This is a genomic window from Corynebacterium sp. Marseille-Q2823, assembly GCF_903645345.1.
Taxonomy (GTDB): Bacteria; Actinomycetota; Actinomycetes; order Mycobacteriales; family Mycobacteriaceae; genus Corynebacterium; species Corynebacterium hiratae.
Genome location: NZ_CAHJXS010000003.1, coordinates 228721 through 253203 on the forward strand (window position 1 = coordinate 228721; position 24483 = coordinate 253203).

At 55.0% G+C, this 24483-nt stretch carries 18 protein-coding genes and 4 pseudogenes; 12 read left to right on the forward strand and 10 right to left on the reverse strand.

The annotated features are described in order from the left end of the window. Positions 1 to 50: 50 nt before the first annotated feature. From nrdE to HWX44_RS13455, 3 genes are all read right to left on the reverse strand, one after another. Positions 51 to 2246, reverse strand: a complete 2196-nt coding sequence (gene nrdE, locus HWX44_RS04940) for a class 1b ribonucleoside-diphosphate reductase subunit alpha (RefSeq protein WP_175973601.1) — start codon at positions 2244 to 2246, stop codon at positions 51 to 53. 50 nt (positions 2247 to 2296) lie between these two features. After that, entirely contained in the window at positions 2297 to 2734 is a 438-nt protein-coding gene (gene nrdI / locus HWX44_RS04945; protein ID WP_012715214.1) for a class Ib ribonucleoside-diphosphate reductase assembly flavoprotein NrdI, read from the reverse strand. A gap of 147 nt (positions 2735 to 2881) precedes the next feature. Next, a complete protein-coding gene (locus HWX44_RS13455; RefSeq protein ID WP_175973431.1) occupies positions 2882 to 3562 on the reverse strand; it encodes a metal-dependent transcriptional regulator in 681 nt (226 codons plus the stop codon). A 138-nt stretch (positions 3563 to 3700) separates the two neighbouring features. Here HWX44_RS13455 and HWX44_RS04955 point away from each other — a divergent pair, with 138 nt between their 5' ends. Together HWX44_RS04955 and HWX44_RS04960 are read left to right on the forward strand one after the other, a co-directional pair. Beyond that, a complete protein-coding gene (locus tag HWX44_RS04955) occupies positions 3701 to 4300 on the forward strand; it encodes an ATP-dependent Clp protease proteolytic subunit (protein ID WP_010190917.1) in 600 nt (199 codons plus the stop codon). Between the two features lie 21 nt (positions 4301 to 4321). Next, positions 4322 to 4945 (forward strand): ATP-dependent Clp protease proteolytic subunit, encoded by a 624-nt coding sequence (locus HWX44_RS04960; RefSeq protein WP_070447792.1) that lies wholly within the window; start codon positions 4322 to 4324, stop codon positions 4943 to 4945. Between the two features lie 69 nt (positions 4946 to 5014). Here the strand turns inward: HWX44_RS04960 and fabG are convergent, their stop codons facing one another. Both fabG and HWX44_RS04970 read right to left on the reverse strand, forming a co-directional pair. Beyond that, positions 5015 to 5785, reverse strand: a complete 771-nt coding sequence (gene fabG, locus HWX44_RS04965; RefSeq protein WP_070680864.1) for a 3-oxoacyl-ACP reductase FabG — start codon at positions 5783 to 5785, stop codon at positions 5015 to 5017. A gap of 41 nt (positions 5786 to 5826) precedes the next feature. Next, positions 5827 to 7131 carry an MFS transporter gene (locus HWX44_RS04970; protein WP_070680867.1) on the reverse strand — a complete coding sequence of 435 codons (1305 nt, stop codon included), beginning with the start codon at positions 7129 to 7131 and terminating at the stop codon, positions 5827 to 5829. Between the two features lie 199 nt (positions 7132 to 7330). On the opposite strand from HWX44_RS04970, the gene clpX reads away from it, so the two are divergent. Together clpX and HWX44_RS04980 are read left to right on the forward strand one after the other, a co-directional pair. Then, on the forward strand, positions 7331 to 8626 hold the full coding sequence (clpX, locus tag HWX44_RS04975) for an ATP-dependent Clp protease ATP-binding subunit ClpX (protein WP_175973433.1): 1296 nt from the start codon (positions 7331 to 7333) through the stop codon (positions 8624 to 8626). Between the two features lie 90 nt (positions 8627 to 8716). Next, positions 8717 to 9645 (forward strand): annotated as a pseudogene (locus tag HWX44_RS04980) (sugar-binding transcriptional regulator). Positions 9646 to 9697: 52 nt separating this feature from the next. Here the strand turns inward: HWX44_RS04980 and HWX44_RS04985 are convergent. Beyond that, positions 9698 to 10810 (reverse strand): annotated as a pseudogene (locus tag HWX44_RS04985) (NupC/NupG family nucleoside CNT transporter); the annotation flags it as partial. Between the two features lie 294 nt (positions 10811 to 11104). Between HWX44_RS04985 and HWX44_RS04990 the strand changes: the two are divergent. The 7 genes from HWX44_RS04990 (at position 11105) to HWX44_RS05020 (ending at position 20200) form a co-directional block, all read left to right on the forward strand. Beyond that, positions 11105 to 12297, forward strand: a protein-coding gene (locus tag HWX44_RS04990) for an IS3 family transposase (protein ID WP_175973435.1) whose coding sequence is annotated in 2 segments (ribosomal slippage) — positions 11105 to 11384 and positions 11384 to 12297 — 1194 coding nt in all. Because the reading frame shifts where the segments join, the coding sequence is not laid out codon by codon here. A gap of 489 nt (positions 12298 to 12786) precedes the next feature. Next, positions 12787 to 12930 carry a hypothetical protein gene (locus HWX44_RS04995; protein ID WP_158010520.1) on the forward strand — a complete coding sequence of 48 codons (144 nt, stop codon included), beginning with the start codon at positions 12787 to 12789 and terminating at the stop codon, positions 12928 to 12930. Positions 12931 to 13006: 76 nt separating this feature from the next. Then, a complete protein-coding gene (locus HWX44_RS05000) occupies positions 13007 to 14485 on the forward strand; it encodes an ABC transporter ATP-binding protein (protein WP_049157201.1) in 1479 nt (492 codons plus the stop codon). After that, a complete protein-coding gene (locus HWX44_RS05005; protein WP_175973437.1) occupies positions 14478 to 16925 on the forward strand; it encodes a class III lanthionine synthetase LanKC N-terminal domain-containing protein in 2448 nt (815 codons plus the stop codon). Before HWX44_RS05000 ends, HWX44_RS05005 begins: the two co-directional genes overlap by 8 nt. After that, on the forward strand, positions 16909 to 18174 hold the full coding sequence (locus HWX44_RS05010) for a hypothetical protein (RefSeq protein ID WP_141745876.1): 1266 nt from the start codon (positions 16909 to 16911) through the stop codon (positions 18172 to 18174). The genes HWX44_RS05005 and HWX44_RS05010 overlap by 17 nt, the downstream gene beginning before the upstream one ends. Then, on the forward strand, positions 18175 to 18831 hold the full coding sequence (locus HWX44_RS05015) for an ABC transporter ATP-binding protein (protein WP_049157198.1): 657 nt from the start codon (positions 18175 to 18177) through the stop codon (positions 18829 to 18831). Then, entirely contained in the window at positions 18764 to 20200 is a 1437-nt protein-coding gene (locus HWX44_RS05020) for a hypothetical protein (protein ID WP_175973438.1), read from the forward strand. The genes HWX44_RS05015 and HWX44_RS05020 overlap by 68 nt, the downstream gene beginning before the upstream one ends. Here the strand turns inward: HWX44_RS05020 and HWX44_RS05025 are convergent. Both HWX44_RS05025 and HWX44_RS05030 read right to left on the reverse strand, forming a co-directional pair. Further along, positions 20197 to 20814, reverse strand: a complete 618-nt coding sequence (locus HWX44_RS05025; protein WP_254868110.1) for a Mu transposase domain-containing protein — start codon at positions 20812 to 20814, stop codon at positions 20197 to 20199. The two genes, HWX44_RS05020 and HWX44_RS05025, sit on opposite strands and share 4 nt — an antisense overlap. Positions 20815 to 20974: 160 nt before the next feature. Beyond that, positions 20975 to 21718, reverse strand: a complete 744-nt coding sequence (locus HWX44_RS05030; RefSeq protein WP_175973440.1) for a TetR/AcrR family transcriptional regulator — start codon at positions 21716 to 21718, stop codon at positions 20975 to 20977. A gap of 175 nt (positions 21719 to 21893) precedes the next feature. Here HWX44_RS05030 and HWX44_RS05035 point away from each other — a divergent pair. Further along, positions 21894 to 22844 (forward strand): annotated as a pseudogene (locus HWX44_RS05035) (malate dehydrogenase); the annotation flags it as partial. Here the strand turns inward: HWX44_RS05035 and panC are convergent. Then, positions 22754 to 23622: pseudogene (panC, locus tag HWX44_RS05040) on the reverse strand (pantoate--beta-alanine ligase). The pseudogenes HWX44_RS05035 and panC overlap by 91 nt on opposite strands. A gap of 10 nt (positions 23623 to 23632) precedes the next feature. Then, entirely contained in the window at positions 23633 to 24454 is an 822-nt protein-coding gene (gene panB, locus HWX44_RS05045; RefSeq protein ID WP_175973442.1) for a 3-methyl-2-oxobutanoate hydroxymethyltransferase, read from the reverse strand. Positions 24455 to 24483 lie beyond the last annotated feature (29 nt).

Below are 24483 nucleotides of genomic sequence, written 5' to 3' on the forward strand. Positions count from 1 at the left end.
GCTTCCTTCTTTCTGAGTGAATGGTTGTAGACAAGGGGAGGACCGTGCTCCTACAAAGCACAGGAGACGCAGCCTTCGACCTCGGTTCCTTGGAGCGCGGATTGGCGTAAACGGATGTAGTAGAGGGTCTTGATTCCGGCTTTCCAGGCATAGATTTGTGCCTTGTTGATGTCCCGCGTGGTGGTATCAGCGGTAAAGAACAAGGTCAGGGAAAGCCCTTGGTCCACGTGTTGGGTGGCCATGGCGTAGGTGTCGATGATTTTTTTGTATCCCACGGCGTAGGAGTCATCGAAATACTCCAGGTTGTCGTTGGTCATTTCCGGCGCGGGGTAGTACACGCGCCCCAAGCGGCCTTCCTTGCGTATTTCAATTTTGGAGGCAATCGGGTGGATGGACGCGGTGGAGTCATTGATGTAGGAAATTGATCCAGTGGGTGGAACTGCCTGCAAGTAGGCGTTGTAGATGCCGTCTTGCATCACTTGATTCTTGAGCCGTAGCCAATCCTCGCGTTGAGGAATCTGCACGCCTGCTTCGTGGAAGAGCTGTTTTACGGTTTCGGTGGCTGGCGCCCAGTCTTGGTCGATGTATTTGTCAAAGTAGGCGCCAGTGGCATAGGTGGATTCTTCGAAGCCCGTGAATCGTTGACCTTTTTCAACCGCGAGTGCATGGGATGCGCGGAGCGCATGGTAGGTCACCGTGAGGAAATAGATATTTGTAAAGTCCAGTGCCTCGGCGCAGCCATAAGGAATACGCTGTGAAGCAAGGAATCCGTGGAGATTCATTTGGCCCAGACCAATGGCATGCATGGAAGCATTTCCGTGAGCGATGGAAGGAACAGCTTCGATGTTCGTCAGGTCTGAAACCTTCGTGAGGGCACGCACTGCGGTTTCGACGGTCTCCCCGAAGTCCGGCGATTCAAAAGCCTTCGCTATGTTGAGGGAACCTAGATTGCAGGAAATATCCTGGCCGACGGTGGTGTAGTCACCCGAAGCTCCGTAGGTCGATGGCGTGTTGACCTGGAGGATTTCACTACACAGGTTGGACATATTGATATGTCCTTTGAGGGGATTAGCGCGGTTGACCGTATCCTCAAAGAGGATGTAGGGGTATCCGGATTCAAACTGAAGCTCAGCCAGCGTGGTGAAAAACTCGCGGGCCTTAATGGTCGTGTGAGAAATTCGCGGGTTGGCAACCAACTCGTCGTAGTACTCGGTGATGGACATGTCAGACATGGCTACGCCGTACTCGCGAGCGATGTCATACGGGCTAAAAAGATGCATATCCTTGTTCTCTTTGGCCAGCCTGAAGGTTATATCTGGAATAACAACCCCCAGCGAAAGAGTCTTGATGCGGACTTTCTCATCGGCATTTTCCCGCTTGGTATCCAGGAAGCGAAGAATATCTGGATGGTGCGCATGCAGGTAGACGGCTCCAGCGCCCTGCCGGGCGCCCAATTGGTTGGCATAGCTGAAGCTATCTTCGAGAATCTTCATGACTGGGACTACGCCGGAAGCCTGGTTCTCAATCTTTTTGATCGGGGCTCCGGATTCGCGCAGATTGCTCAGCAACAAGGCCACTCCACCACCGCGCTTTGATAGTTGCAGTGCAGAGTTCACGCTGCGGCCAATGCTCTCCAAATTGTCTTCGATTCGCAGGAGGAAGCAGGAGACCATTTCGCCGCGCTGGGCTTTTCCTGCGTTGAGAAAAGTAGGGGTGGCGGGCTGGAAGCGTCCGGTCATGATGTCATCCACCAGCTTTTCTGCGAGCTCTTCGTCGCCCTGCGCAAGGTATAAAGCTGTGGTGGCGACACGTTCTTCGTAGCCTTCTAGGAATCGGGAGCCATCAAAGGTTTTCAGTGCATATGAAGTAAAGAACTTAAATGCGCCGAGGAAGGTGCGGAACTGGTGTTTAGCTTGGTGTGCTCTGTCGTACATGGCGCACAGAAAGGCGTCATCATAAAGCTCAAGGAAATCCCGCTCGTAGTACTCGTTATCAACCAACCATTCCAAGCGTTGCTTGGTGGAATCGAACTGTTGCATGCGGGGAGCGACATGGTGTGTGACATAGTCTTGTGCTGCCTGAATGTCCTTGTCAAACTGGATTTTTCCAGAAGCGTCGAACAAGTTCAGCTGCGCGTTGAGTGCGTGGTAGCTTTTGCGCTTGCCGACACCGCCGGCATTGTCTGCTGAAACGGTGCGGGGCGTAGTGCCATGAGGTTGTGTGGGGGTGGCATCGAGAGGCCACATTGTGTTGTCCAATCTGTGTGATGCGGATGTGTTCTTCATCTTGTGGGGGATTAATGGGGTGTCATCGTTAGCTGCTTTTGCTGCTCCCAAAACTTTTGAAGGCCCTGCTTTACGGCGGCAATGTCCTTCTGAGTGCCGAGAAGCTCGAAGTGATACAGCTCCGGTACGTGGCACTTGGCGGAAATGATGCGTCCGGCGACGCAGTAAGCACTTCCGAAGTTGGTATTCCCTGAGGTAATAACGCCCCGGATAAAGGAGCGGTTGATTGGGTCATTGAGGAAGTCGATGACCTGTTTGGGGACTGCGCGTTTGAGCGAGCCTCCGCCGTAGGTGGGAACGATGAGTACGTACGGGTGTGAAACCTGGATCATCCCGGTTTTCTTGGGGCGCAGCGGAATGCGCACCGCGGGTCTATCTAAGCGTTCGACGAATCTTTTTGTGTTTTCTGAAACGCTAGAAAAATACACCAAATCTGGTGAGTCTGACATAGCAATCCTGCTCATCCTGGCCTTAGCCATAAGTGGGATAGGTGATATTCGAAAAGACTAACTACGCGATGGCGTAGTTGCAACTACGGTAAGACGTAGTTTTTAAAACGGCAGGTGAGAGCTGGATTAATGCAAGTGGGGGGAGACCTAAAGGCTGTGGTGTGCTACAAACACTGCGTCGGTAGCTGGGCGTCCAAGTACTACCCACTGAGAGCTGCCGGCCACCTGTATTTCGAGAGAGTCTGAAAAGGGTGCTCCCTCGCGCGTGCTAAGAACAGCCCCAGTGACAATGCCGCACTCTTCAAGGAACTTCAGCAGTTGTGGGTCAGAATCAGAAATGCGTTCCACAGTCACCTGCGATTGTCCACCGCTGTCGGTGAGACGGTGCGCACTGGGGATTGTGATCTGTCCATCAACCGTAGGGATAGGATCGCCGTGCGGATCCCTAGTGGGGTAATCAAGGAACTTATCTACACGTTCTATGAGCATGTCAGACACCGCGTGTTCGAGATTTTCGGCTTCATTATGGACTTCGTCCCACGTGTAGTCCAATGCTTGAACCAAAAAAGACTCAAGCAATCGGTGGCGGCGCACCATGACCAATGCGTACTGCCTGCCAAGTTCGGTTAACTCCACAGAGCCATAGGGCGTGTGTGACACGAGCCCTTGCTTCGACATTTTGCGCACTGCATCGGAAACCGAGGAGAGCTTGAGTCCCAACTGTTTCGCTATAAGTGTGGCGGTAACGGGCTCGGATGACCATTCCTTTAGCCCCCAGATCGCTTTCAAATAGTTCTGGGTACTGGTGGACAGCTCAGAAACAGACATGAGTAAATGTTAACCCAGCTTCCGTATGCGCCTTTGGCGCTGTGCCCCAACGCTCATAGCGAACAGAGGCCAAGTTTGAGAGGAATGCCGGTAAGGTGGGGCCAGTTAAAGCATTCTTCACTTGAAGGAGAACCATTAATGTCTGAGAAGATTTCAATGAACTCGTCGTCTACGGGTATGAATCTGAGCGATAGCGTGTATGAGCGCCTGCTGCGCGAGCGCATTATCTTCCTGGGAACCCAGGTGGATGATGAGATTGCCAACAAACTGTGCGCCCAGATCCTCCTGCTGTCCGCAGAGGACCCAACGCGCGATATTTCGCTTTATATCAATTCGCCGGGTGGCTCCGTCACCGCGGGCATGGCCATCTACGACACGATGAAGTACTCTCCGTGCGACGTGGCTACCTATGGCATGGGCCTGGCTGCTTCGATGGGCCAGTTCCTCCTGTCTGGTGGCACCAAGGGCAAGCGCTACGCGCTGCCGCACGCCCGCATCATGATGCACCAGCCTTCCGCTGGTGTGGGTGGTACTGCCGCCGACATCGCCATCCAGGCCGAGCAGTTTGCGCAGACTAAGCGTGAGATGGCTGAGCTCATCGCTGAGCACACCGGCCAGACCTTCGAGCAAATCACCAAGGATTCGGACCGCGACCGCTGGTTCACCGCCCAGCAGGCCAAGGAATACGGCATCGTCGACCACGTCATCGAGTCCGTCAACGGTCCTATCACCAACTAGGGAACAAGGAGCTTTATTACTATGTCTAACCTTCAAATGCCTTCTTCCCGCTACGTTCTGCCGGAGTTCATTGAGCAGAACGCACAGGGATCGAAGACCACCAACCCGTATTCCAAGCTCTTTGAAGAGCGCATTATCTTCCTAGGCACCCAGGTCGATGACACCTCCGCCAACGACATCATGGCGCAGCTGCTGGTCCTGGAGTCCCAGGACCCGGATCGCGATATCACGATGTACATCAACTCCCCGGGTGGCTCGTTTACCGCGTTGATGGCCATCTACGACACCATGCGCTACGTGCGTCCTGACGTGCAGACCGTGTGCCTGGGCCAGGCGGCATCCGCAGCGGCCGTTCTGTTGGCCGCCGGTGCTCCGGGCAAGCGCGCCGCTCTGCCGAACTCTCGTGTGCTGATTCACCAGCCGCGTACGCAGGGCACGCAGGGCCAGGTGTCGGACCTTGAGATCGAGGCCAACGAGATCGAGCGCATGCGCCGCCTCATGGAGGAGACCCTGGCTGAGCACACCGGCCGCACTGCGGAGCAGGTGCGCATCGATACCGACCGCGACAAGATCCTCACCGCGCAGGAAGCCGTCGAATACGGTCTTATCGATACCGTCTTTGATTACCGCAAGCTCAACGCATAGCTGAATAGACGAATTCAGCCCCGCTTTCGGATGTTTCCGGTAGCGGGGCTTGACGTCGTTATAAGGCTCTTAGCTCTCGTAGGGAGGCAGGATAGCCTCCGGGGACTCAGGCAGGATCTGGCCGCCGTCAATGATGAGGGTCTGTCCCGTTATGTAGCCTGCCTCGCGGGAGGCGAGGAAGGCCGCGGCGTTGCCGATATCGCGCGGGGAACCTAAGCGGTGCATGGGGACGGAGCGTGCCATTTGGTCGAGGTACTCCTGGCCTTGGCCCTCCAAACCCTCGGTGAGGATGTTGCCTGGCAGAACACCGTTGATGGTGATGCCATCACGGGCAACTTCCAGTGCCGCGGAGCGCATGAAGCCTTGTTGTGCGGCCTTCGAAGCGCCGTAGTGCGCCCAGCCTGGGTAACCGGTGTGCGAGCCGGTGATAGACGTCGTGATGACGATGCGCCCGTAGCCCGCTTTCTTCATATAGGGCAGTGCTTCCTGCACCACGGTGAACGTGCCGTGCGTGTTGATGGCGAACATGGCATCCCACTGCTCGTCGGTCATGTCCTCGAGCGGGCAGTTGGGGAAGACACCGGCGTTGGAACAGACGATGTCGATGCGGCCATAGCGCTTGACGACGTCCCTGTAAAGGTTGCGGACGGAGTCGCGCGAGGTGACGTCGACAAGCAGGGCGTCCGCCCCGAGTTCTTCGGCGGCCTTCTGGGCGGCCTCGAGGTTGAGGTCAGCGATGACGACGGTCGCGCCGGCTTCGCGCAGAGCGCTGACGATACCGCGGCCGATTCCGGCGGCGGCGCCGGTGACGATGGCGACGTGGTCCTGAAGATCAAACATGTGGTGCTCCTCAGCGGTTGGGTCTGTGTGCGCCCTCCAGCCTAGGCCGCCACAGGCTGGGGTGCTGTCTGCTTGGTGGTTGCCGTGTAGGCGCGCACACCGATGAGGGAGACTGCTGCAAGTACTGCGGTGACACCAGCAAGGGTGTACAGGCCGGTGGGGGTCCAGCCGCTTTCGAGGAGGTAGCCCGCCAGGATGGGGGCGAGGGTAGCGCCCACGCGAGCGATGCCGATGGCAGCGCCCGTGCCGGTGGTGCGCAGCGCCGAAGGGTAAGCCTCCGGGGTGACGGTGTAGAGGCCGGAGATGCAGGCGTTGAGGGTAAGGCCTACGCCAACGCCGAGGGCAAACATGAGGGAAGGCACGGTGGTGGAGTTAATGAAGCCGATAAGGACGACGGAGGAGATAAGACAGAAGACGATGAGCAAGGGACGGGCGTCGATGCGCGTGGTAAATAGGCCGAAGAGAATGGCGCCGATGGCACCGCCGAAGGAGAGCATGATGCCCCCGATGATGCCCTGTTGCGCGGTAAGTCCCTCGGCGGTGAGCAACTTCGGGGTCCACTGCGAGGTGAAGTTGTAAGCAAACATGATGAAGCTAAAGGCCAGCCACAGCTTGATGGAGGTGCGCAGGAATTGCGGCGAGACGAGGTCCTTGTAGGAGGCCTTGTGGGCGGTGCGGGGGCGGACGCTGACCTCTCCCGTGAGGCCGAGTTTGGCAGCGATGGTACGGACAGAATCCATGCGGCCGCGCGCGGCGAGGAAGTCGGCGGACTCGGGGACGAAGGCAACAGTGAGGATAAGGGCGACAACGGTGAGTGCTGCCCCGACCCAGAAGATGGGCTGCCAGCTATCGAAGGAAGAGGCGACAACGCCGCAGAAGGAGGCACCGAGGCCATAGCCGGAGGCGTAGATGGCGACGGCCAGGCCGCGGAAGCGCAGGTTGGAATACTCGCTGACGAGGACGGTGACGCAGACAAGCACGCCGCCGACTCCGATGCCGGTGATGAGGCGGCACAGCAACAGCAGGCTAAATGTAGGCGCGAGGGCGGTGAGCACGAGGCCGACGAGGTCAATGACGAGCGAGACCGTAATGAGGGTGGTGCGCCCAAGGCGGTCAGCCAACGGGGCGAGAAAGAGCGAGCCAAGGCCGATACCGATGAGAGCGGAGGACAGGAGCCAGCCAAGGGAAGAATCGGACAGCGCGAACTCTTCGCTGACGGTGCCGGCGCCGAAGGCCATGGCCACCATGTCGTAGCCGTCGAGGGCATTGAGGAAGAGGGCAATGGCGATGATGAGCCATTGGCGTGCGCCCATGGGGGAGCGGTCGATGAGTTCGCGGATGTCCATGAAAATCTTTCTGCTGATAGAGCGGTTTCGATGTAAGTTAGTGAACCGCTCTGTCTATGTCCACTAACTGCCGTTTTAAATTCAAGGGCGCGCCGCTGAGTGAGGAATAGCGCTCGAGTCTGAGTGGTTTACTAGAGTGGAACAAACTGCGGTAAAATCGCCCCACCATAACCCCAGAGAAAAGAGTTGAAAGGCCTTCATGGCACGTATGCAAGAAAGCGCTGACCTGCTCAAGTGTTCCTTCTGTGGAAAGAGCCAGAAGCAGGTGAAGAAGCTTATCGCCGGCGGCGGCGTCTACATCTGTGACGAGTGCATCGAGCTTTGCAACGAAATCATCGAGGAGGAGCTCGGCGCGGCTCAGGTCGAGGCGGACGAAGAGAAGGAGATGCGCCTTCCGCGTCCTTCGGAGATTTCGGCTTTTCTGGATAAGTACGTCATTGGCCAGGACCAGGCCAAGCGCGTGTTGTCGGTGGCTGTGTACAACCACTACAAGCGCATCAAGGCTGAGGAGGCCGCGGGCCTGGAGGGCCGCCGGAAGAAGGCGCAGGATGAAGAAGTTGAGATTTCTAAGTCCAACATCCTGATGCTGGGCCCGACGGGCTCCGGTAAGACCTACCTGGCGCAGACCTTGGCGCGTTTGTTGGACGTCCCCTTCGCCATTGCGGATGCCACGAGCCTGACCGAGGCCGGTTATGTGGGCGAGGATGTGGAGAACATCCTGCTCAAGCTGCTGCAGGCAGCGGACTTTGATGTGGAGCGCGCACAGCACGGTATCATCTACGTCGACGAGGTGGACAAGATCTCCCGCAAGTCGGAGAATCCATCGATTACCCGCGATGTGTCCGGCGAGGGCGTGCAGCAGGCCCTGCTGAAGATTCTTGAGGGAACCGTGGCAGCTATCCCACCGCAGGGTGGGCGCAAGCACCCGAACCAGGAATTCATCCAGCTGGATACGACGAACATCCTCTTCATCGTGGCCGGTGCTTTTGCGGGCTTGGACAAGGTGATTTCGGAGCGCGTGGGCAAGAAGGGCGTGGGCTTTGGCGCCAAGCTGGAAACTAAGGATGAGAAGGAATCAGTCGACTTCTTCTCACAGGTGCGCCCGGAGGACCTGGTGAAATTCGGCCTCATCCCTGAGTTCATCGGCCGCCTGCCGGTGGTTGCCACGGTGGATAACCTGGACCGCGAATCGCTAGTTAAGGTGCTCGTGGAGCCGAAGAACTCTCTGGTCAAGCAATACCAGCGCCTGTTCAGCATGGATGGTGCGGAGCTGCACTTCGAAGACGCAGCGCTGGAAGCGATCGCTGAGCTCGCGCTCGAGCGCAAGACCGGTGCCCGCGGCCTGCGCGCCATCATGGAGGAGCTGCTCGTGCCCATCATGTATGACCTCCCAGACCGCGAGGACATCGCCAGCGTCCACATCACGAAGGACTGCGTGACTGACGGTGGCGAGCCGGAGTTCGTGTACTCGGATGAGGCGAAGGAGTCCGCTTAAACCGGCTGTAGATTTATGGCTGGGTGGTGCTGGAAAGCGTCGCTCGGCCATTTTTGCGGCTCAAACCAGAGTGGATGAGAGGAATCGACCATGGAGCTACGTGACGAACAATCACTGCAGGTGGCCAAGCTTTACTATCGCGGAGGACTGAGCCAAAGCGAGGTGGCCGCTGAGATGGGGTTGTCCCGGCCAACCGTTGCCAAGCTCTTGCAACATGCCAAAACCCGCGGATACGTCACGGTCGAAATCCATGATCCCCGTGAGGACGGCGATGAACTAGGCCAACGCCTAATGGAGCGTTATGGGCTTGAGGATGTTCGTCTCGTCTTTAGCCCTCGTGGTGATGAAGACACGCTTACAGAGGGCTTGGGGCGCGTCGGGGCCAAGATGCTCCATGAACTTGTCCATGACGGTATGAGCGTGGGAATTTCCTGGGGGAATACCATGCACGCAGTGGCGCGGCATATGCAGCCAAAAAGCGTGGCTGGAGTCGAGATTGTACAGCTCAAAGGCGGACATTCGCACTCTATCCGCGTGACGAATGACATGGATACGCTCAAGCGCATTAGTGCGGCGTTTGGAGCCTAAGTCTGCCTCTGCCGGTTATTTTCGACTCTGCGGAAGCAAAAGAAATCGTCGAGAAAGATAGACACATTTCTTCAATTTTGAATGCAGGGCGCCACGCTGATCTTGCGGTTTTCACTGTGGGAGCTGTCTCACGCGATAGCCTGTTGATGAACCTTGGATACCTCAGTGAAGAGGAGATCCATGTGCTTGAACGCCAGGCCGTTGGTGATGCATGCTCGCGTTTTTACACGGCCGATGGGGAGGTGGCTTCGCCAGCTATAGATGCGCGCACTATCGGCATTTCACTTTCAGAACTAAAGGCGATTCCGCAACGCTTCATGGTGGCCGGTGGGCTTCAAAAGATGGCGGCCATCGATACCGCGCTGCGCATGAAGTTGGCGACGCATGTCGTCATCGACAAAGAAACAGCGAACCGATTGCTTCAGCTTTAGGAGAAAACAAACACAAGAGCCCCTCGTGCTGAGAGGCTCTCCTTGGTGCGGGTTAAAGAACCATGGGGGCGACGATGACGCCCACAATGGCAGCATTGAGCATGTTGGTCAAGAAGCCGCCGAACAGGGCCTTAGGCCCGAGTTTCGCAATCTCGCCGCGGCGCTCCGGTACGAGGCCGCCGATCGCTCCAATTTGAATACCGATGGAGGAGATGTTGGCAAAGCCCGCCAGAGCAAAGGAAGAGAGCATGATGGCTTTATCACTGAGCTGGTCGATGCTTTCACCAAAGGCGGTGTAACCAACGAATTCATTGAGGATTGTCTTTTGGCCAATGAAGTTGCCAACCTGCATAACGTCATCCCACGGAACACCGATGAGCCATGCCACCGGAGCGAAGAGGAGACCAAAGAGGCCTTCAAGAGCCCAATTGTCTTGACCGAAGATGGAACCTACGCCGCCGAGGATGGCGGAGAGCATCGCGATCATAGCGATAAAGGCAATGAGGAGGCAGGCCACTGAAATGGCAATCTTGCCACCGGCCATGGCACCGCTACTGATGGCATCGATGATGTTCTTGGAATCGTTATCGCGCACGTCCTTGACCGTGGCATCTAGATTAGATTCCTCGGTCTCCGGCATGAGGCCCTTGGCGATAAGAAGGGAACCTGGAGCGTTCATCAAGGATGCGGCCAGAAGATACTCCAACGGTGCGCCCAATAGGGAATAACCAATGAGCGTGGAGCCGGCGACCGAGGCGAAGCCGCCGACCATACAGGTGTAGAGCTCCGAACGAGTGAGCTTGGGCAGGTACGGCTTGATGACGAGAGGGGCCTCCGACTGGCCGAGGAAAACAACTGTCGTGGCCCAGACAGACTCCACCTTGGATGTGCCCATAAGCCATTTAATGCCCGAACCGACATACTCCACGAAGTACTGGATAACCCGGAGATAGTAGAGCGCAGCAATGATCGCGCCCAAGAAGATGACAACCGGAAGAACATTGAGGGCGAAAATGAAGTCTTCCCCAAGCAAGCCACCGAATACAAACGACGTTCCTTCGTTCGTGAAATCAGTGAGTGTGGTTAGGCTGTGGGAGACCGCTTCGAGAGCTTTGAAGCCGGGCTCCCATGCCAGCACTAGGTAGCAGAAGACAATCTGAAAGGCGAGGCGGTTTCAAGTGGTGGATGCATCACTTGAATAGTTCTTGTATCTTCTCTTCTGGTTTATACCAGTTGAGGACTTTTCTAGGGCGTCCGTTGAGAAGGTCTTGAATGTGTTGGACGTCCTTGTCGGTCGGGTACTAACGTCGCCTCCTTTGGGCAGGAAGTCTCTGACTAGCCCGTTGGTGTTTTCGTTGGTAGGACGTTGCCACGGCGAGTGTGGATCGGACCTGACCCCTTTTTGGTGGACACCTGATCTCCAGCCCGGTTGGGTTGGAAAGAAAGGTAATCTACCACCATGTCCAGGTACTCCGAACAGTTCAAACGCGATGCTGTGGCCCTCTATGAAAACAATGAGGACCTCTCGCTGAACGCAGCATCAACAGAGCTCGGAATCAACCGTGCCTCGCTTCATTCTTGGGTCAAGAAGTACGGCACCGGAAAGCGTGCGCGCATTAAAGCTGTGCATGATAAAGCCCAAGCGGCGAATGATTCCGAACGGATCCGCCAGCTAGAAAAAGAAAACGCAAAACTGCGCGAAGAACGCGACATCCTGCGCAAGGCCGCGAAATATTTTGCCGAAGAGACACGCTGGTGATCCGCTTCCAGTTTGTCTATGACCACCGAACCGAATACTCGGTCAAGCGGATGTGCCACGTGTTAAAGCTCAATCGCTCCTCGTTTTATAAATGGGTCAATACCCGCGAAAAACGCAGGTTAAAGACGTGTTCCGATGCTCTTATTGGCGCACAAATCAAGACCATCTTCGATGATGAGCACGGGCTTTACGGGGCAAAACGCATCGCTGCAAGCCTTAAAGCCGATACGCGCTTTGGCCCGATAAACCACAAGAAGGTTGCGCGCATCATGAAATCCATGGGACTTAAAGGCTTTACCAAGCGCCGCCGATGCGTCACTACCAGGCGCAAGCCTGGCCACCGCGTCATGCCGGACTTAGTAGGCCGCAAATTCACAGCCAACGAGCCAAACCGCGTTTATGTCGGCGACATTACCTACCTGCCCTGTAAGGGCGGCAAGAACATGTATTTGGCCACAGTTATTGACACTTACTCGCGGAAACTTGCAGGTTATGCGCTCGCAGACCACATGCGCGTCTCACTGGTCGTCGATGCTCTAGCCCACGCCCACGGTGTGCGTGGCAGTCTTGACGGGGCTGTATTCCATTCCGATCACGGCAGTGTTTACACCTCACAAACCTTTAGAAGCTATTGCTCGTCGTTGGGTGTGCGCCAGTCCATGGGAGCGGTAGGAACGAGTGCGGATAACGCCCTGGCAGAATCTTTTAACGCCACCTTAAAGCGTGAAGTCCTGCGTGATCGGAAAGTCTTTGACAATCCGATCGCCTGCCGCCAGGAAGTCTTCCGGTGGTGCATGCGCTACAACACACGCCGGCGACACTCCTGGTGCAATCTTGTAGCCCCCGATACCTTCGAAGCACTCACATCAGCTACACTGACCAAAGCAGCATAGCTAACCCCCGACGTGTCCACTTTCCGGGGGTCGGGCCCATCACAGAAGTAGACTGCTAGTCCACGTGCGATGCTCAGCCTGTTTACTTGGGCTAGTTCTCAAATGAACTGGACCGAATTCCTAGACCACTCCAACCCCAAGTGGGGCTCTGTCAGCACAAAGCCAGGTAGTGATCGAAAGATTACCGTCTACAAGTCCCCAACCAGAGGACAGCTCCCATCAACTACCCACACGACGAAAACCGGAGGACACGTCACCCTTTCAAGTCTGTGACCTCCGGTCGTCGCAGTCCGGGAACCGTTCGATACGAAGTCAAGTGGCGGTCGAGTCGCAACTTCTTGCGATGCCTGCCTGCAAAGCGGAATAAGTCTCAAATGCCCACGATTAATTCCCGGTTAATTCTTTGTAAACACTGATCCTCATTCATTGACCGGCAGTCTTGGCATAAATAGTCTGACCGATACAACCTAGCTCAGGAAAGGAGGCGACATGAACATCCGTACACTGCAGGCCATGGTCGACGAAACCGACCTTGCAATGAAGAGTGAGGAACGGAAGGAGAGCACCTTCAGCCAGAATCACTGCGGCGACAACGACGTCAGCACCATCACTTGGTCTTACTGTGGAAACTAGCGCCTAGTAAAGCAATGTATCCGATTATACTGGCGGGAGGGGGGCTCTCCCCCCAGTCTACTTTAGTGGGTAGCTCATGATTATGGAAATCGCCAGGCGCTTTCGCCGTTGGGGAGTTACGAGCCAGATTATTTGGTGTCTTGCGTTTTCAAGCGCCTTCGCAGGATTCTCTATAGTACAGCCCGCCCTACTAGCGAAGCTAATTGACGGCTCTAACAACGTTGGGGAGAGTCTCGAAGAGCAAGCACTAGCCCTATTACTGGTAGTAGTTCTTGCAACCACTTTCAATGCGCTATTGATTCGACAAGAAGGGCGCTTGATTGCCAAAATAAGAGGATCTCTTCAAAAAGACCTAATCTCAACGGTCGACGCAAACCAGTTTGAGCTGAACCACGGGAGAGGACTACAAGTTGTCGTTGGCGATACTGATACAGTTGCACACTACATCGTAGGACTGCTAAGCAAGATACTTCCTGGGGCGGGAATGTTCATTTTCGCCTTCATAGCCCTTTTGCGTATTGATACAATATTGACGCTCTTAGTGCTAGCGATGGGAGTTTCCCTTTCAGCATTGAGTGTGCCATTTCTAAAACGCATGGCTCGGGCGGAACAGGCAAACCTCCGCTCTCGAGATGAACTAAGCGACACCCTATTGACATACTTCTCGGTCGCCAAGGTAGCAACACTGAATGGGCGTCTTGAACACCTAAAAAAAATCGTAACAAACAGTTTTGATAATTTACAGCAAGCAACCTACCGGTCAGCCACTATACAAGCTCAGTTTGCACCATTTAATGGTTCTATAGTACCCATCCTGGCCGTCACAACTTTGGGCGTAGCGTCATGGCGAGTGCGGGTAGGAGCCATGGATCCTTCGGAACTCATCGAGTTTCTAATGTACATGTTCATATTAATGGCACCACTGCTTCGGGCTTTATCTTTGGCCAGCCAACGGGCAAAGGCACACACTGCGTGGCGTGAAATTTCCACTCTAAATGATATTGAGAATCCTCGAAAGGCCCTGCCGGAACGAGTCTTAAAAGTCCTGGATAGAAACCAGCAAAAGCTGCTGGATTCAACTGGCATCACCATAATTTTGGGTCCTAGCGGCATCGGTAAGACTACGCTCCTGCACGACGTTGCAGCCACGGTCGGGCCCACCGACACTGCCTTTGTAAGTCAAGAACCGAAGCTACTTCCACATACTCTTGAAGATACCTTACAGCTATATGGAAGTGGACCAGACTCCGAGCGATTCATGAACAACTTGAGTTGTCTGCGAATGCCCGATTGCACGTTGACGACCACTATCGCCCGCATGTCCGGAGGCGAGAGACAAAGAGTGGCTATTGCTGCTGCGCTCTCATCTAACAAAGAAACGCTAATCCTGGATGAACCAACTTCTTCTCTTGGCACGGACGATCAACGAGATCTCGCAAAGCTACTACGCAACCACGTCAACAATGGTGCGAGGGTAATACTGTCCACGCACAACTCCGACTTCGTTGAATTTATGCTGCCGGCTAACGTATTGGAGCTTGAGGAAAATGTTTAACTTCGAAGGAGCTCTCCTTCGCTCGCGAAGATTTTACGCACTCCCAACTCTGGAGGACACCACAGAGGATTTCTTGACGGGAGAGCTCGATGGTTATGTACTCCGACGGGGCGAATATTGGACCAGCTATCGGCTAATCGGTTCCGATATTTCCCCTCAAGGCTGGAAGATACATATCTCATCAAGTCCGACCGACCTTGATGAAGTCGTAACTCAAACATTAGCGGTTATTGATGAGTATCGGTTGCACTTCAAGATAGTCAATACACGGGACTCATACTTTCTTGCAAACAGTAAAAATGCTAATCGCACATCGGCAGGGAAGCTGATAACTATTTACCCCGACAAAGCATCCTTTGAAAAAGTAGTAATCGCCCTTGCCTCTAGGCTTAAACCATTTGACGGGCCTGAAATTCTAACCGACCTGCCCGGTCCCGTTCCCTGCATCCACTTCAGGTATGGAGCTTTCGTCCCAATGGTCAATGCCGACGGAGAGTACTGCTTATTGAATGACGATGGAGACCTCGTTCCTGACCGCCGCGAGGTCTTGGACCCAGTGCAAAGTCCCGAGACAGACTTAAAGATCGTGCATGAGGCTGTTGCCCGTCTGCAAAGCGGGAGGACTCTCGATGTTTCAAATGTCACTCTCGTAAAGCAGTCGAACGCCGGCGGAATATACCGCTGCACTTTTGATGGAAAGAAAGCGTTCTTGAAGCTTGGCCGGAAATTTGCAGGTTTTGATCAAGACTTGAACGACGGAGCCTTTCGAGTCAAGAACGAGCACACACAACTAAGCAGACTTATAAGCTCTGGTGCGACTCCAAGAGTTCTTGCTTTAACCGAGTTAGCCACTGATGTCGCGCTAATAACAGAAGATTTAGAATGCCTAGATCTTCATCAGTTTAAGAAAGCGAAATTTCCACTATATGCGAGAAATGGCGACGATTGGGTTCCTTATCTTCGCGAAGTGCTGAAAGTTGCAACTCGGCTGGAAAAGCGCATAAAGCTGTTACATTACAGTGAGGTATACCATCGCGACCTCCACGGTCGTAATGTTCTAACTGATGGCGAAGAAGTGTATTTCGTAGACTTTGAGGAGGCTACAAATTCTTCGGACGACGTTCCCGGAAGCTCTAAAGCACAAGGCTACGCCAATTTCAACGTAAACGATGCGGAAGAATCCGACTGGTTCGCCTTTAGACAAATTATTCAGGAACTGACCTTCGGGAATACACGAGTAAATCAATTCAACGAGGCCGGCTGGGATCGCAGATGGGATGACCCCTATGAAAGTATGCTGAATGATCACAGAGTATCCACGCTGTTGAAACAGCTAAGGAAGCTCGCCGCTGTTGATGGTCGTCTGAGAAACCCCCTACTAGACCCTTCCTTCTCGGACTCAAAAAAACCTACGATTACAGCAAGAACAATGAGGCAGAAGATCAGTCATGATGCCGAGCTTTGCATCCGCGAAACTGGCAGCATCTCAGTCTCACCTGATCGCCTTGAAAATGGCGCAGGGTATTGCCTGGAATTTGCGTATCTCAAGACAGCTCTACAAGCCGACTGGGATTTAGCTCGAGTCGTACCTAATTTTTTGCAGCACAGTCAATCATCCTACGGTGTTGGGCTTCCTGACATCATAGACCGACTGGAAGAGCAGTACCAGTCCATCGAGGCCCCAGCTGCAAGCATCTCACGATCCGAAGTACTGCAGCTCCTGTTGATTGCACGATTCTCGAGCCAAGTTTGTGCATACCAAGGAGTAGTACGTAAGTGGATTCTTCGTATTGCAAAGCAAGCACGGAGTTTACACTTCGAAAAGCCCTTGCATGAGAACTCTAACCGGCCGAACGACCAGCGTACAGGCCTGCTGTATGGGCCTCTGGGATTGGCATGGATTTTGTCTCTCTGGTTGGAAGAAATGCATGAATCCGATGTTGCACTAGCAAAAGAAGCCATTACCTACTTAGTTGAACAGGAATTGACGAACTACGACTCCAATAGTGAAGGAGCTCTATTCGCCGTCCAGGGTAACCGCCTACTTCCGTACCTCAGCACAGGGAGCGCCGGATTCGGTCTACTCTTGCCAATGATAAAGAAGACTCTAGGCGGCGATTGGCTGCGCCCAGAGGCAGAACGTCTGCTGAACGCTGTGGACACTGAATTCAGCATTTGTAGTGGCCTCGCGAACGGGATGATGGGGCTCATAGTGGGAACCGCTGGAATTAGCAGCTACCTGGATCGTCCATATTCAGTACCTGCCCTCTACAGGCGGGTGCGCAGATTACTACCGATGGATAGCGCGGGAGACCTTTTCTTAGACGATTCTTCCCTTCGCTATGCTTTTGATGTATCAGAAGGTGCAGGAGGGTTCATACTTTTGCCTGGACTTCTCAGGATTGTTTCAATGGAGGCGCTCGATGATTTTGAATTATGATCAAAAGACAGGAAGCTTTCATGCAGCCACTCATACTTCGGGCTCGCCTGATATTGCAGTCCTAGATTCATTTTGTGCAGTCACGAACATAATTGAGCTCGTTGAGTTCAGAGTCCTTCTGTGCATCTATGATCCAACTGGCCACGAAAGATGGTACTTGCGTGTGTTGTTTGCAGATGCTCCAACTCGAGCCGAGACTCTCCCTGTAGCGGAGCCAGTACTCCTAGTGGATCGTAACAAGCCTGAAATCTTTATAAAAGTTTGGAGGTCGGGACATATTGAGTCTTTGCGGTGCAGGTTTGTGCATGGCGAACTTGAGTGGGAATTTTGCTCTCCGGATGCAAACGCAGAGTATCGCGTAATTTCTGAAACCTGGCCATTTAGAAAACTCCCACCGGAAGTATTGGAATCTGGAGCTTCAATTCATTACATTTCAGAAAATTTCTCCGCGACTGATGCTCAATCGCTATTGCAACAATCTATCAGGGCTACAGATGAGGTGTCCTCCGACTTTCTTCAACGGCTATCGTGCGACATCCAACAGTATTGGAGGTCATCACTTTCTTGGCCAGTCTTTGATTTAGCACACTCATCTAGCATCTGTGATGTTGAGATTTCCACAGCAGATTCTGTCAACAATGATTGTGACACGTACTTAGTGCACTCGTATGGGGTTTATGGCCAACGAGTTGCAGACGCCACAACTACGTTTGAAGGCTCGAATCTACTTAGGGTTCGGGAGCTGCTTTTGCCTCAGCCACGAGACTGTCTCGCAGACTATGCCGATGATTTGAGCTGCATTTCAAAACATTTTGCGACCAAAGGTCGGGTGGTTGCTAGCACCGTCTCTGCTGGTTCGGTGCCCCTTACTCTGTCGATCGCTAAGGAGCGAACCGCCTATTCGGGCCTGATATTTGATCGATGCATCTCAGCAAAGGGTTCCTCATATTTGTCAGACCTTGATAATCAACATATTTTACAAAGGTTGCCATTCTCTTCCCGACGTTTGCTCAGAAAAGGCTTCGAAGTCGCTCAAAAAGACCTACCAATCTTGTCATTTTCATCTATGTACGATTCACGTATTAGTAACAGGGACCAGCTCCGCTTCGGCTTGAATCTGCGCGAAGACCTTATCCAACTACATGTTTCCGGGGGACATGCCAATACGCCATGGGATGTTGATCGGTTAAAGAGAATCATTGGCATGGCATTCTTGATAAATTTTCTTCCTACAGTGAAGGACCGGTAGATGTTTGAGGTTATTGACGCTGGATTTCAATTCACGGTGCAGAACAGGAAGGATTGGCTATTCCGGAATGTGAACTTCTCGATTGCGAATGGCGAAGTGGTAGCCCTCATGGGGCCGTCTGGGTCAGGCAAGACCACTCTGCTTAATGGACTCGCTGGTATTGGGCGGTTATCCGAAGGTAAGAGCGTGCTTGATGGAATCCAGATATCGGGCCTGCCAAAACGAAAGGTGCGCAAACATCTAAGGGATTCTGTATCAATAGTTTTCCAAGACCACCTATTGATTCCGGGATTAAACCTGCTTGAGAACGCGGAGTTGTCTTGGGCCTTGTCGGGTAAGCCGAAGGGGATCTCCCCCAAAACAGTTTTAGACAGCTTGGCTATTGGAACAGAAAGGAACTCTCTGCCTGAAGAAGTCTCAGGTGGACAAGCACAGCGGGCAGCAATCGCGCGGGCCTTGGCTAGTGGCCCAAAGTTGTTATTCGCCGATGAGCCGACAGGGAGCTTGGACGAAAAGAACGCACATCGGGCTTTTGGTGAAATCAAAAACTGGTGCGGTTCACAGGGGGGACACGGTCTAATCGTTACCCATGATCCGGTCATTGCAAAGCTATGTGATCGTATTGTTCGTTTGGACGGCGGGACAATCAATGGATAATCCCAATCGCGATCAAGCAATCTCGCTTAAAGTTACAAAATCGTATTTTCGAGCGTCGTTAGGTCCCAACGTTGCAGCTGCGGTAGCTATCGGTTTTTCAATCGGCGTACTTGCAGCTGTTCTTAATACCCGAGCCGCGACTGAAGGTACAGCAGTGGGTGAGGCTGTCACGGTGAATGTAGCGACAAATGTTGCTATCTCTTGGACGATTGCCTCGATTTTCTGCATTCCGCAGATAGTGAATAGAGCGTTTACCAAACTTGACTATTTCATCGGTTGTCTACAAATTGTGGGATGGCCGGCTCGACGGTACCTTGTCATGCTCATCGCACAGCTCCTATTCATCGAAGTCTTGGCTATCTTACTTTCTTATCCTGTAGCTGTACTCTTTCAGCGGTTAGTGATGCTGATTTCCCGTCGGGACTCTGACGATTTGTTGTACCCTGGTCAGTTTTTTGAGCCGATATCGCTGAATTCAATTTTGATGGCTACGCTCATAATCACTGTTAGCGTTTTCATTGTCGGCATTATCACGTTCATTGGTTACGCTTTGAAGCAGAAGACTCAGGCATCGGGAGCGAAGCCTGTACGTGTTTCAATTGACGGGCTCAATAGGCTGCGGTGGGGAGACTTGGCCGCTGCACTGCCCGTCGTCTTTCTTGTAATAGCGGTCCAGGCTGGTGCTCAAGCAGGACTTTTTGTCATTCTAGCTATGGTATCTGCCTTGTTTTGGCTATGTAGTCGCTTTATTCTGCACATCGTCAGAGCGATAGAGAAAGGTACTACCCGATTGGCTGGTGTCACTCCCGGGATAGCTGTACTGGGCGCATTCTCTGCAGAGCTTCATAATATGACGAAGTCTATCGTCTTGCCGTTGTCCTACGTGCTGGGCATTCCAGCTATTGTCCTTTCAGTTTCACACACAGAGGCTGACGCATTAAATCAAGTGGGTGGGGGAATCCAGAATTGGGATTTTCTTGTAATGCTTGGTTTGCCCCTGTTCTTTGTAGGAATATTGTCGGTCACATCATTTCTAATGGCTGTAGATCAGGTCACGATTACAACTGACCGACTTAATAAAATTGGGTTTCCTGTCTCGGTGATCTATCTTGTCAGATTCGCAGGTTTACCATTTCTGTTTATGTGTGTCAGCCTTGGGATTGCAGCTATATTCGCACTGGTCAGCTCGATCATTCATGTGATAGTTCTTGGTTCGTCGATAAAATTTGCAATCGCCGGGCTGTCAATGATGGTCTCGCTATTATTAGCCGGGGCACTCTATTTATCTTTCATCCTGTTCGGGCTCTTCTACTCCCTTTGGAAGTACCTTCACCACAAGTACATCGCTGACCACCGTTCGAGGAACTAAGTGAAGCATGTTTCTCTTCGGCTGGTCGTCTGCAAGTGGCTAGAGAATGCAACCACTTCTTCATTCAGCCGCTGCATCAGACACTCACTTCTTCCGATGACTTTGCGTGTTACCGGACCAACTTTGCTGGCTTCGCGATATAAGTAGTCGCTTGTCCACAGTCCACGATTGGAGTCCATTCCAGATGGAATGTGCTCGTAGCCAGTGACATAGGCCCCACGCTTATGCGAAACCCGGTGGGTTGACACGGTTGCCCGGTCAAAGAGGGTCAACAGCTGGCCGGTGATACGCACATCGACAGTGCGGCCAACAAGCTGGCGCGGAACGGAGTAGCCCACTGTTGCAACCGTGATGTGGAAATCCGGGGCCACTTTTGCCCGTTTCCATTCGGTGTGTTGCCACGGGGTTGTCGGCAGATCCGTAAGCAGATGCTGTTCGTGTTCTTCAAAGAGATCCCGGCGGCTTGACTGCTGGCTGCGAAACGGCACGGACGTGTTTGATTGCGTCGACGAAGCCCACAAACTTTTCAGTGAGCTCGTCAAGGTTAACACACACTGGTGGCCATTAAGCGGCTCTTCCGGTTTCAGAGTGCGTAGTGAGGTGAGGTTGGCCACGACGAGTTCAGCGGGTCACGGGTCTGACCCCCGACGTGTCTACTTTCCGGGGGCCAGGACCCATCTCCACACCAAAACGGCGCCGGGATGGGTCTTTGCGTGCATGCTGAGCGGGTAGGGCGGGGACTATGGGCCGCTGGCGCCATATGGGGGTGATGAGCTATTCGTAGAGACCCGTGGGCACGTCGCCGTCGTCCTCAGTGGAGTAGACATCCAAGGGCGCAGACTCGGCATCAAGCTCAGTTTCGTTCTGGGTGAGGTAAGACTCAAAGCCAATGTCGGGGATGTTCGCCGTGAGGAAGGCCAGCACGGCATCGACGGCCATACGGTGTAGGCCCTCGGTGTTGTTGTGGGTATGCATGTCGATGTCGAGCAGATTGCTCATCATCGCATGATTGGTCACGCGGTACATCGTCAGCGCCGAAATCAGCGTGAAAATATCGTTGGCAGAAATGCCCGGGCGGAAGGCGCCGGAATCTTGGCCCAGCATGAGGAGCTTGTCTAGGTGGAGGGAGATCTCGGAAACGTCGACAAGCGCCTGCGAGGTCTCGAGCACACTGTGGGAGGATTCCATCGTCAGCATCCGGATGGCTTCGGGGTTGTTCACATGCTGGCGGAACAGCCAATCCACCATGGTGCGCACGCCCTCTACCGGGACAGCAGAATTGATCTTGAGGCTGCCCTCCGGCGGGTTGAGGCGCCGCGCCGCCGCTGCTAACGCTTGCTGGTAGAGCCCCTTTTTATCCCCGAAGTAGTAGTGGATCATGCGTTTGGACATCCCAGACAGCTTCGATACGTTCTCGAGCTTGGTTTCGGCATAACCATGCTCAGAAAACTCCGATATCGCAACATCGATCACGTGCTCAACAGAGCCGGAGTCGACCGATGAAGTCTCAGCGCTCATGGAAAGTCCCGTCTAGTCGATGGAAATGCGTACAGTTGTCCACTATGCCGAAAAAAGACGGCCATGGAGCTCAAGTACAAAGAACTCGCATCTTTCGGGGGTAAAATTACACCCCATGGGGGCGAAAAACGGGACTAGGCTGGGAAGGTGAGTACCGAGCCGAAAGGATTCACACATGACTGCTTCCCAACCCGTCAAGATTACCGTGACCGGCGCCGCCGGAAATATCGCTTACTCTCTGCTGTGGCGCATCGCTGCGGGCGATGTCTATGGCAAGGACACCCCGGTGGAGCTGGCTTTGCTGGAAATCCCGGACGCCATTGGCGCAGCTGAGGGCGTGGCGATGGAGCTTCATGATTCCGCATTCCCGCTGGTACGCGGCATCACCGTGACCGATGATCCGAATGTGGCCTTCAAGGACACCAAGGCCGCTTTCCTCGTGGGCTCCCGCCCGCGCACCAAGGGCATGGAGCGCGCAGACCTGCTGGAGGCTAACGGTGCCATCTTTACCGTGCAGGGCAAGGCGCTGAACGACGTCGCCGCGCGCGACGTCCGCGTCCTCGTCGTGGGTAACCCGGCCAACACTAACGCTTATATCGCTGCCAACAGTGCACCGGACCTGGACCCGAGCCAGTTCACCGCGCTCATGCGCCTGGACCACAACCGCACCCAGAGCCAGGTCTCCCTCAAGACGGGCATGCCCACCGCGGAGCTGACCAAGGTTGCCGTCTGGGGCAACCACTCTGCATCCCAGTTCCCGGACCTGACCTTCTCCAACGCGGAGGTTGATGAGACCTGGTACAAGGAAGAAATGATTCCGAAGGTGGCTAAGCGCGGCGCCGAGATCATTGCTGTGCGCGGTAAGTCCTCAGCCGCTTCCGCAGCGTCTGCGGCGGTGGATCACATGCACGACTGGATCCACGGCACTGAGGATTGGCGCACCGCAGCCGTCGTCTCCGATGGCTCCTATGGCGTGGACGAGGGCCTCGTTGCAGGTTTCCCCACCGTCGCCCGCGACGGCAAGTGGGAAATCGTTCAGGGTCTCGAGCTCAACGATTTCCAGAAGGAGCGCATCGAGGCCTCCGTGCAGGAGCTGCGTGAGAGCGAGGCCGGAGCTAACCTCGAGGCGCAAGCACTAAGTATCGATGAGCCGCACGCCACCTGCGCCGCCACCAGCGCCAGGGCGGGCCGGTGTTGCGCATCAATGGGCTCCAGCGTGGCCGGGTCCACCACGGTGAGGTAGTCCACCGACGCCGAGGAGGCGGCTGGGCTTCAGCCTCGTGAGAAGCACGTCCGCAGGAAAGCGCCGCGGCAGCGCCACGCTGCTCGCGCTCGGCGGCAGCAAGGCGGACTGCCACGCCGTCCGCTGCGCGCACGATGGGCGCGCTGATGATCTCCAGCGGCAGGTCGAGGTCCGCCACCAAGCGCCGGATAACGGCCACCTGCTGGGCATCCTTCTGCCCAAAGTAGGCATGGTCGGGGCGCACGAGGTTGAACAGCTTGCTCACCACGGTGGCCACGCCGTCAAAGTGGCCGGGCCGCGAGGCACCTTCCAAAACCGAGCCCATCTCGCCGGTGCGCACCCACACCCGCGGGGTGCCATCCGGGTACATCTCCTCCACGCTGGGGGCGAAGACAGCATCAACACCCAGCGAGTCCAGCAGCGCGGCATCCGCATCCAGATCGCGCGGGTAGGCGCGGTAGTCTTCGCAGTCGCCCAGGTCGGTGAATTGGAGGGGGTTGACGAAGACCGAGCACACCACGGTGTCGTTCTCTTCGCGGGCGCGGCGGAGGAGGGACGCGTGGCCGTCGTGAAGCGCGCCCATCGTGGGCACCAAGCCCACGGTGCCGGAGGCTGCGGCGCGGAAGGCGCGGAGTTCAGATTTAGTTGTGAGGATCTGCATGGCCAAAACCTTAGTCCTCGAAGGACTCCTCGGCGTTGGGGAAGGAGCGTTCGCTCACATCCGCTACGTATTCCTTCGCACCTTCCAGTAGCGCACCGCGCAGGTCTGCGTAGCGGCGCACGAAGCGCGGGGCCTTGGGCCCGCCCAGGCCGAAGGCATCGGTCCACACCAGAATCTGGCCATCGGTCTGCGCACCCGCGCCGATGCCGATGGTGGGAATGGGCAGCTCCTTGGTGACCTGCTCAGCAAGGGCAGCCGGGACCATCTCCAGCACCACGGCGAAGGCGCCGGCCTCGGCGAGGGCGCGGGCGTCGTCGTGAAGCTTCTCCGCACCGGCACCGCGCCCCTGGACCACGAAGCCGCCCAAGGCGTGGACCTGCTGGGGCGTAAAGCCGATGTGGGCGCAGACCGGGATGCCGGCGGCGACAAGCGCGGCAACAATCGGTGCGCGCTCCGCACCACCCTCCAGCTTCACGGCCTGCGCGCCGGTTTCCTTCATGACGCGCACAGCAGACTCCAGGGCCTGGGTGGGGCCGGCCTCATAGGAACCAAAGGGCAGATCCACCACCACGAAGGCGCGGGAGGTGGCTGAGACCACGGCGCGAGCCAGCGGAATGATCTCATCGAGCGTGAGCGAGAGCGTGGTTTCGCGGCCCAACACCACATTGGCCAGGGAATCGCCGACGAGCAGGAGATCGACCTCGGCTTCGTCGAAGATTTCGGCGGTCATGCAGTCATAGCTCGTCAGGCACGCGAAGGCCTGAGAGTTCTCTTTGGCGCGGGCGAAATGGCGGGTGCGGAGACGGGCGCGGCGGCTAGGATTGTGAGACATGCTCTTACTCTAGACAGGCCGCTGGTGCC

What these genes read in the sequence shown, in the direction of transcription:
- nrdE (WP_175973601.1), bottom strand. Translation starts at nt 2,246, where the DNA reads ATGTGGCCTCTCGATGCCACCCCCACACAACCTCATGGCACTACGCCC.
- nrdI (WP_012715214.1), bottom strand. Translation starts at nt 2,734, where the DNA reads ATGTCAGACTCACCAGATTTGGTGTATTTTTCTAGCGTTTCAGAAAAC.
- HWX44_RS13455 (WP_175973431.1), bottom strand. Translation starts at nt 3,562, where the DNA reads ATGTCTGTTTCTGAGCTGTCCACCAGTACCCAGAACTATTTGAAAGCG.
- HWX44_RS04955 (WP_010190917.1), top strand. Translation starts at nt 3,701, where the DNA reads ATGTCTGAGAAGATTTCAATGAACTCGTCGTCTACGGGTATGAATCTG.
- HWX44_RS04960 (WP_070447792.1), top strand. Translation starts at nt 4,322, where the DNA reads ATGTCTAACCTTCAAATGCCTTCTTCCCGCTACGTTCTGCCGGAGTTC.
- fabG (WP_070680864.1), bottom strand. Translation starts at nt 5,785, where the DNA reads ATGTTTGATCTTCAGGACCACGTCGCCATCGTCACCGGCGCCGCCGCC.
- HWX44_RS04970 (WP_070680867.1), bottom strand. Translation starts at nt 7,131, where the DNA reads ATGGACATCCGCGAACTCATCGACCGCTCCCCCATGGGCGCACGCCAA.
- clpX (WP_175973433.1), top strand. Translation starts at nt 7,331, where the DNA reads ATGGCACGTATGCAAGAAAGCGCTGACCTGCTCAAGTGTTCCTTCTGT.
- HWX44_RS04995 (WP_158010520.1), top strand. Translation starts at nt 12,787, where the DNA reads ATGAACATCCGTACACTGCAGGCCATGGTCGACGAAACCGACCTTGCA.
- HWX44_RS05000 (WP_049157201.1), top strand. Translation starts at nt 13,007, where the DNA reads ATGATTATGGAAATCGCCAGGCGCTTTCGCCGTTGGGGAGTTACGAGC.
- HWX44_RS05005 (WP_175973437.1), top strand. Translation starts at nt 14,478, where the DNA reads ATGTTTAACTTCGAAGGAGCTCTCCTTCGCTCGCGAAGATTTTACGCA.
- HWX44_RS05010 (WP_141745876.1), top strand. Translation starts at nt 16,909, where the DNA reads ATGATTTTGAATTATGATCAAAAGACAGGAAGCTTTCATGCAGCCACT.
- HWX44_RS05015 (WP_049157198.1), top strand. Translation starts at nt 18,175, where the DNA reads ATGTTTGAGGTTATTGACGCTGGATTTCAATTCACGGTGCAGAACAGG.
- HWX44_RS05020 (WP_175973438.1), top strand. Translation starts at nt 18,764, where the DNA reads ATGATCCGGTCATTGCAAAGCTATGTGATCGTATTGTTCGTTTGGACG.
- HWX44_RS05030 (WP_175973440.1), bottom strand. Translation starts at nt 21,718, where the DNA reads ATGAGCGCTGAGACTTCATCGGTCGACTCCGGCTCTGTTGAGCACGTG.
- panB (WP_175973442.1), bottom strand. Translation starts at nt 24,454, where the DNA reads ATGTCTCACAATCCTAGCCGCCGCGCCCGTCTCCGCACCCGCCATTTC.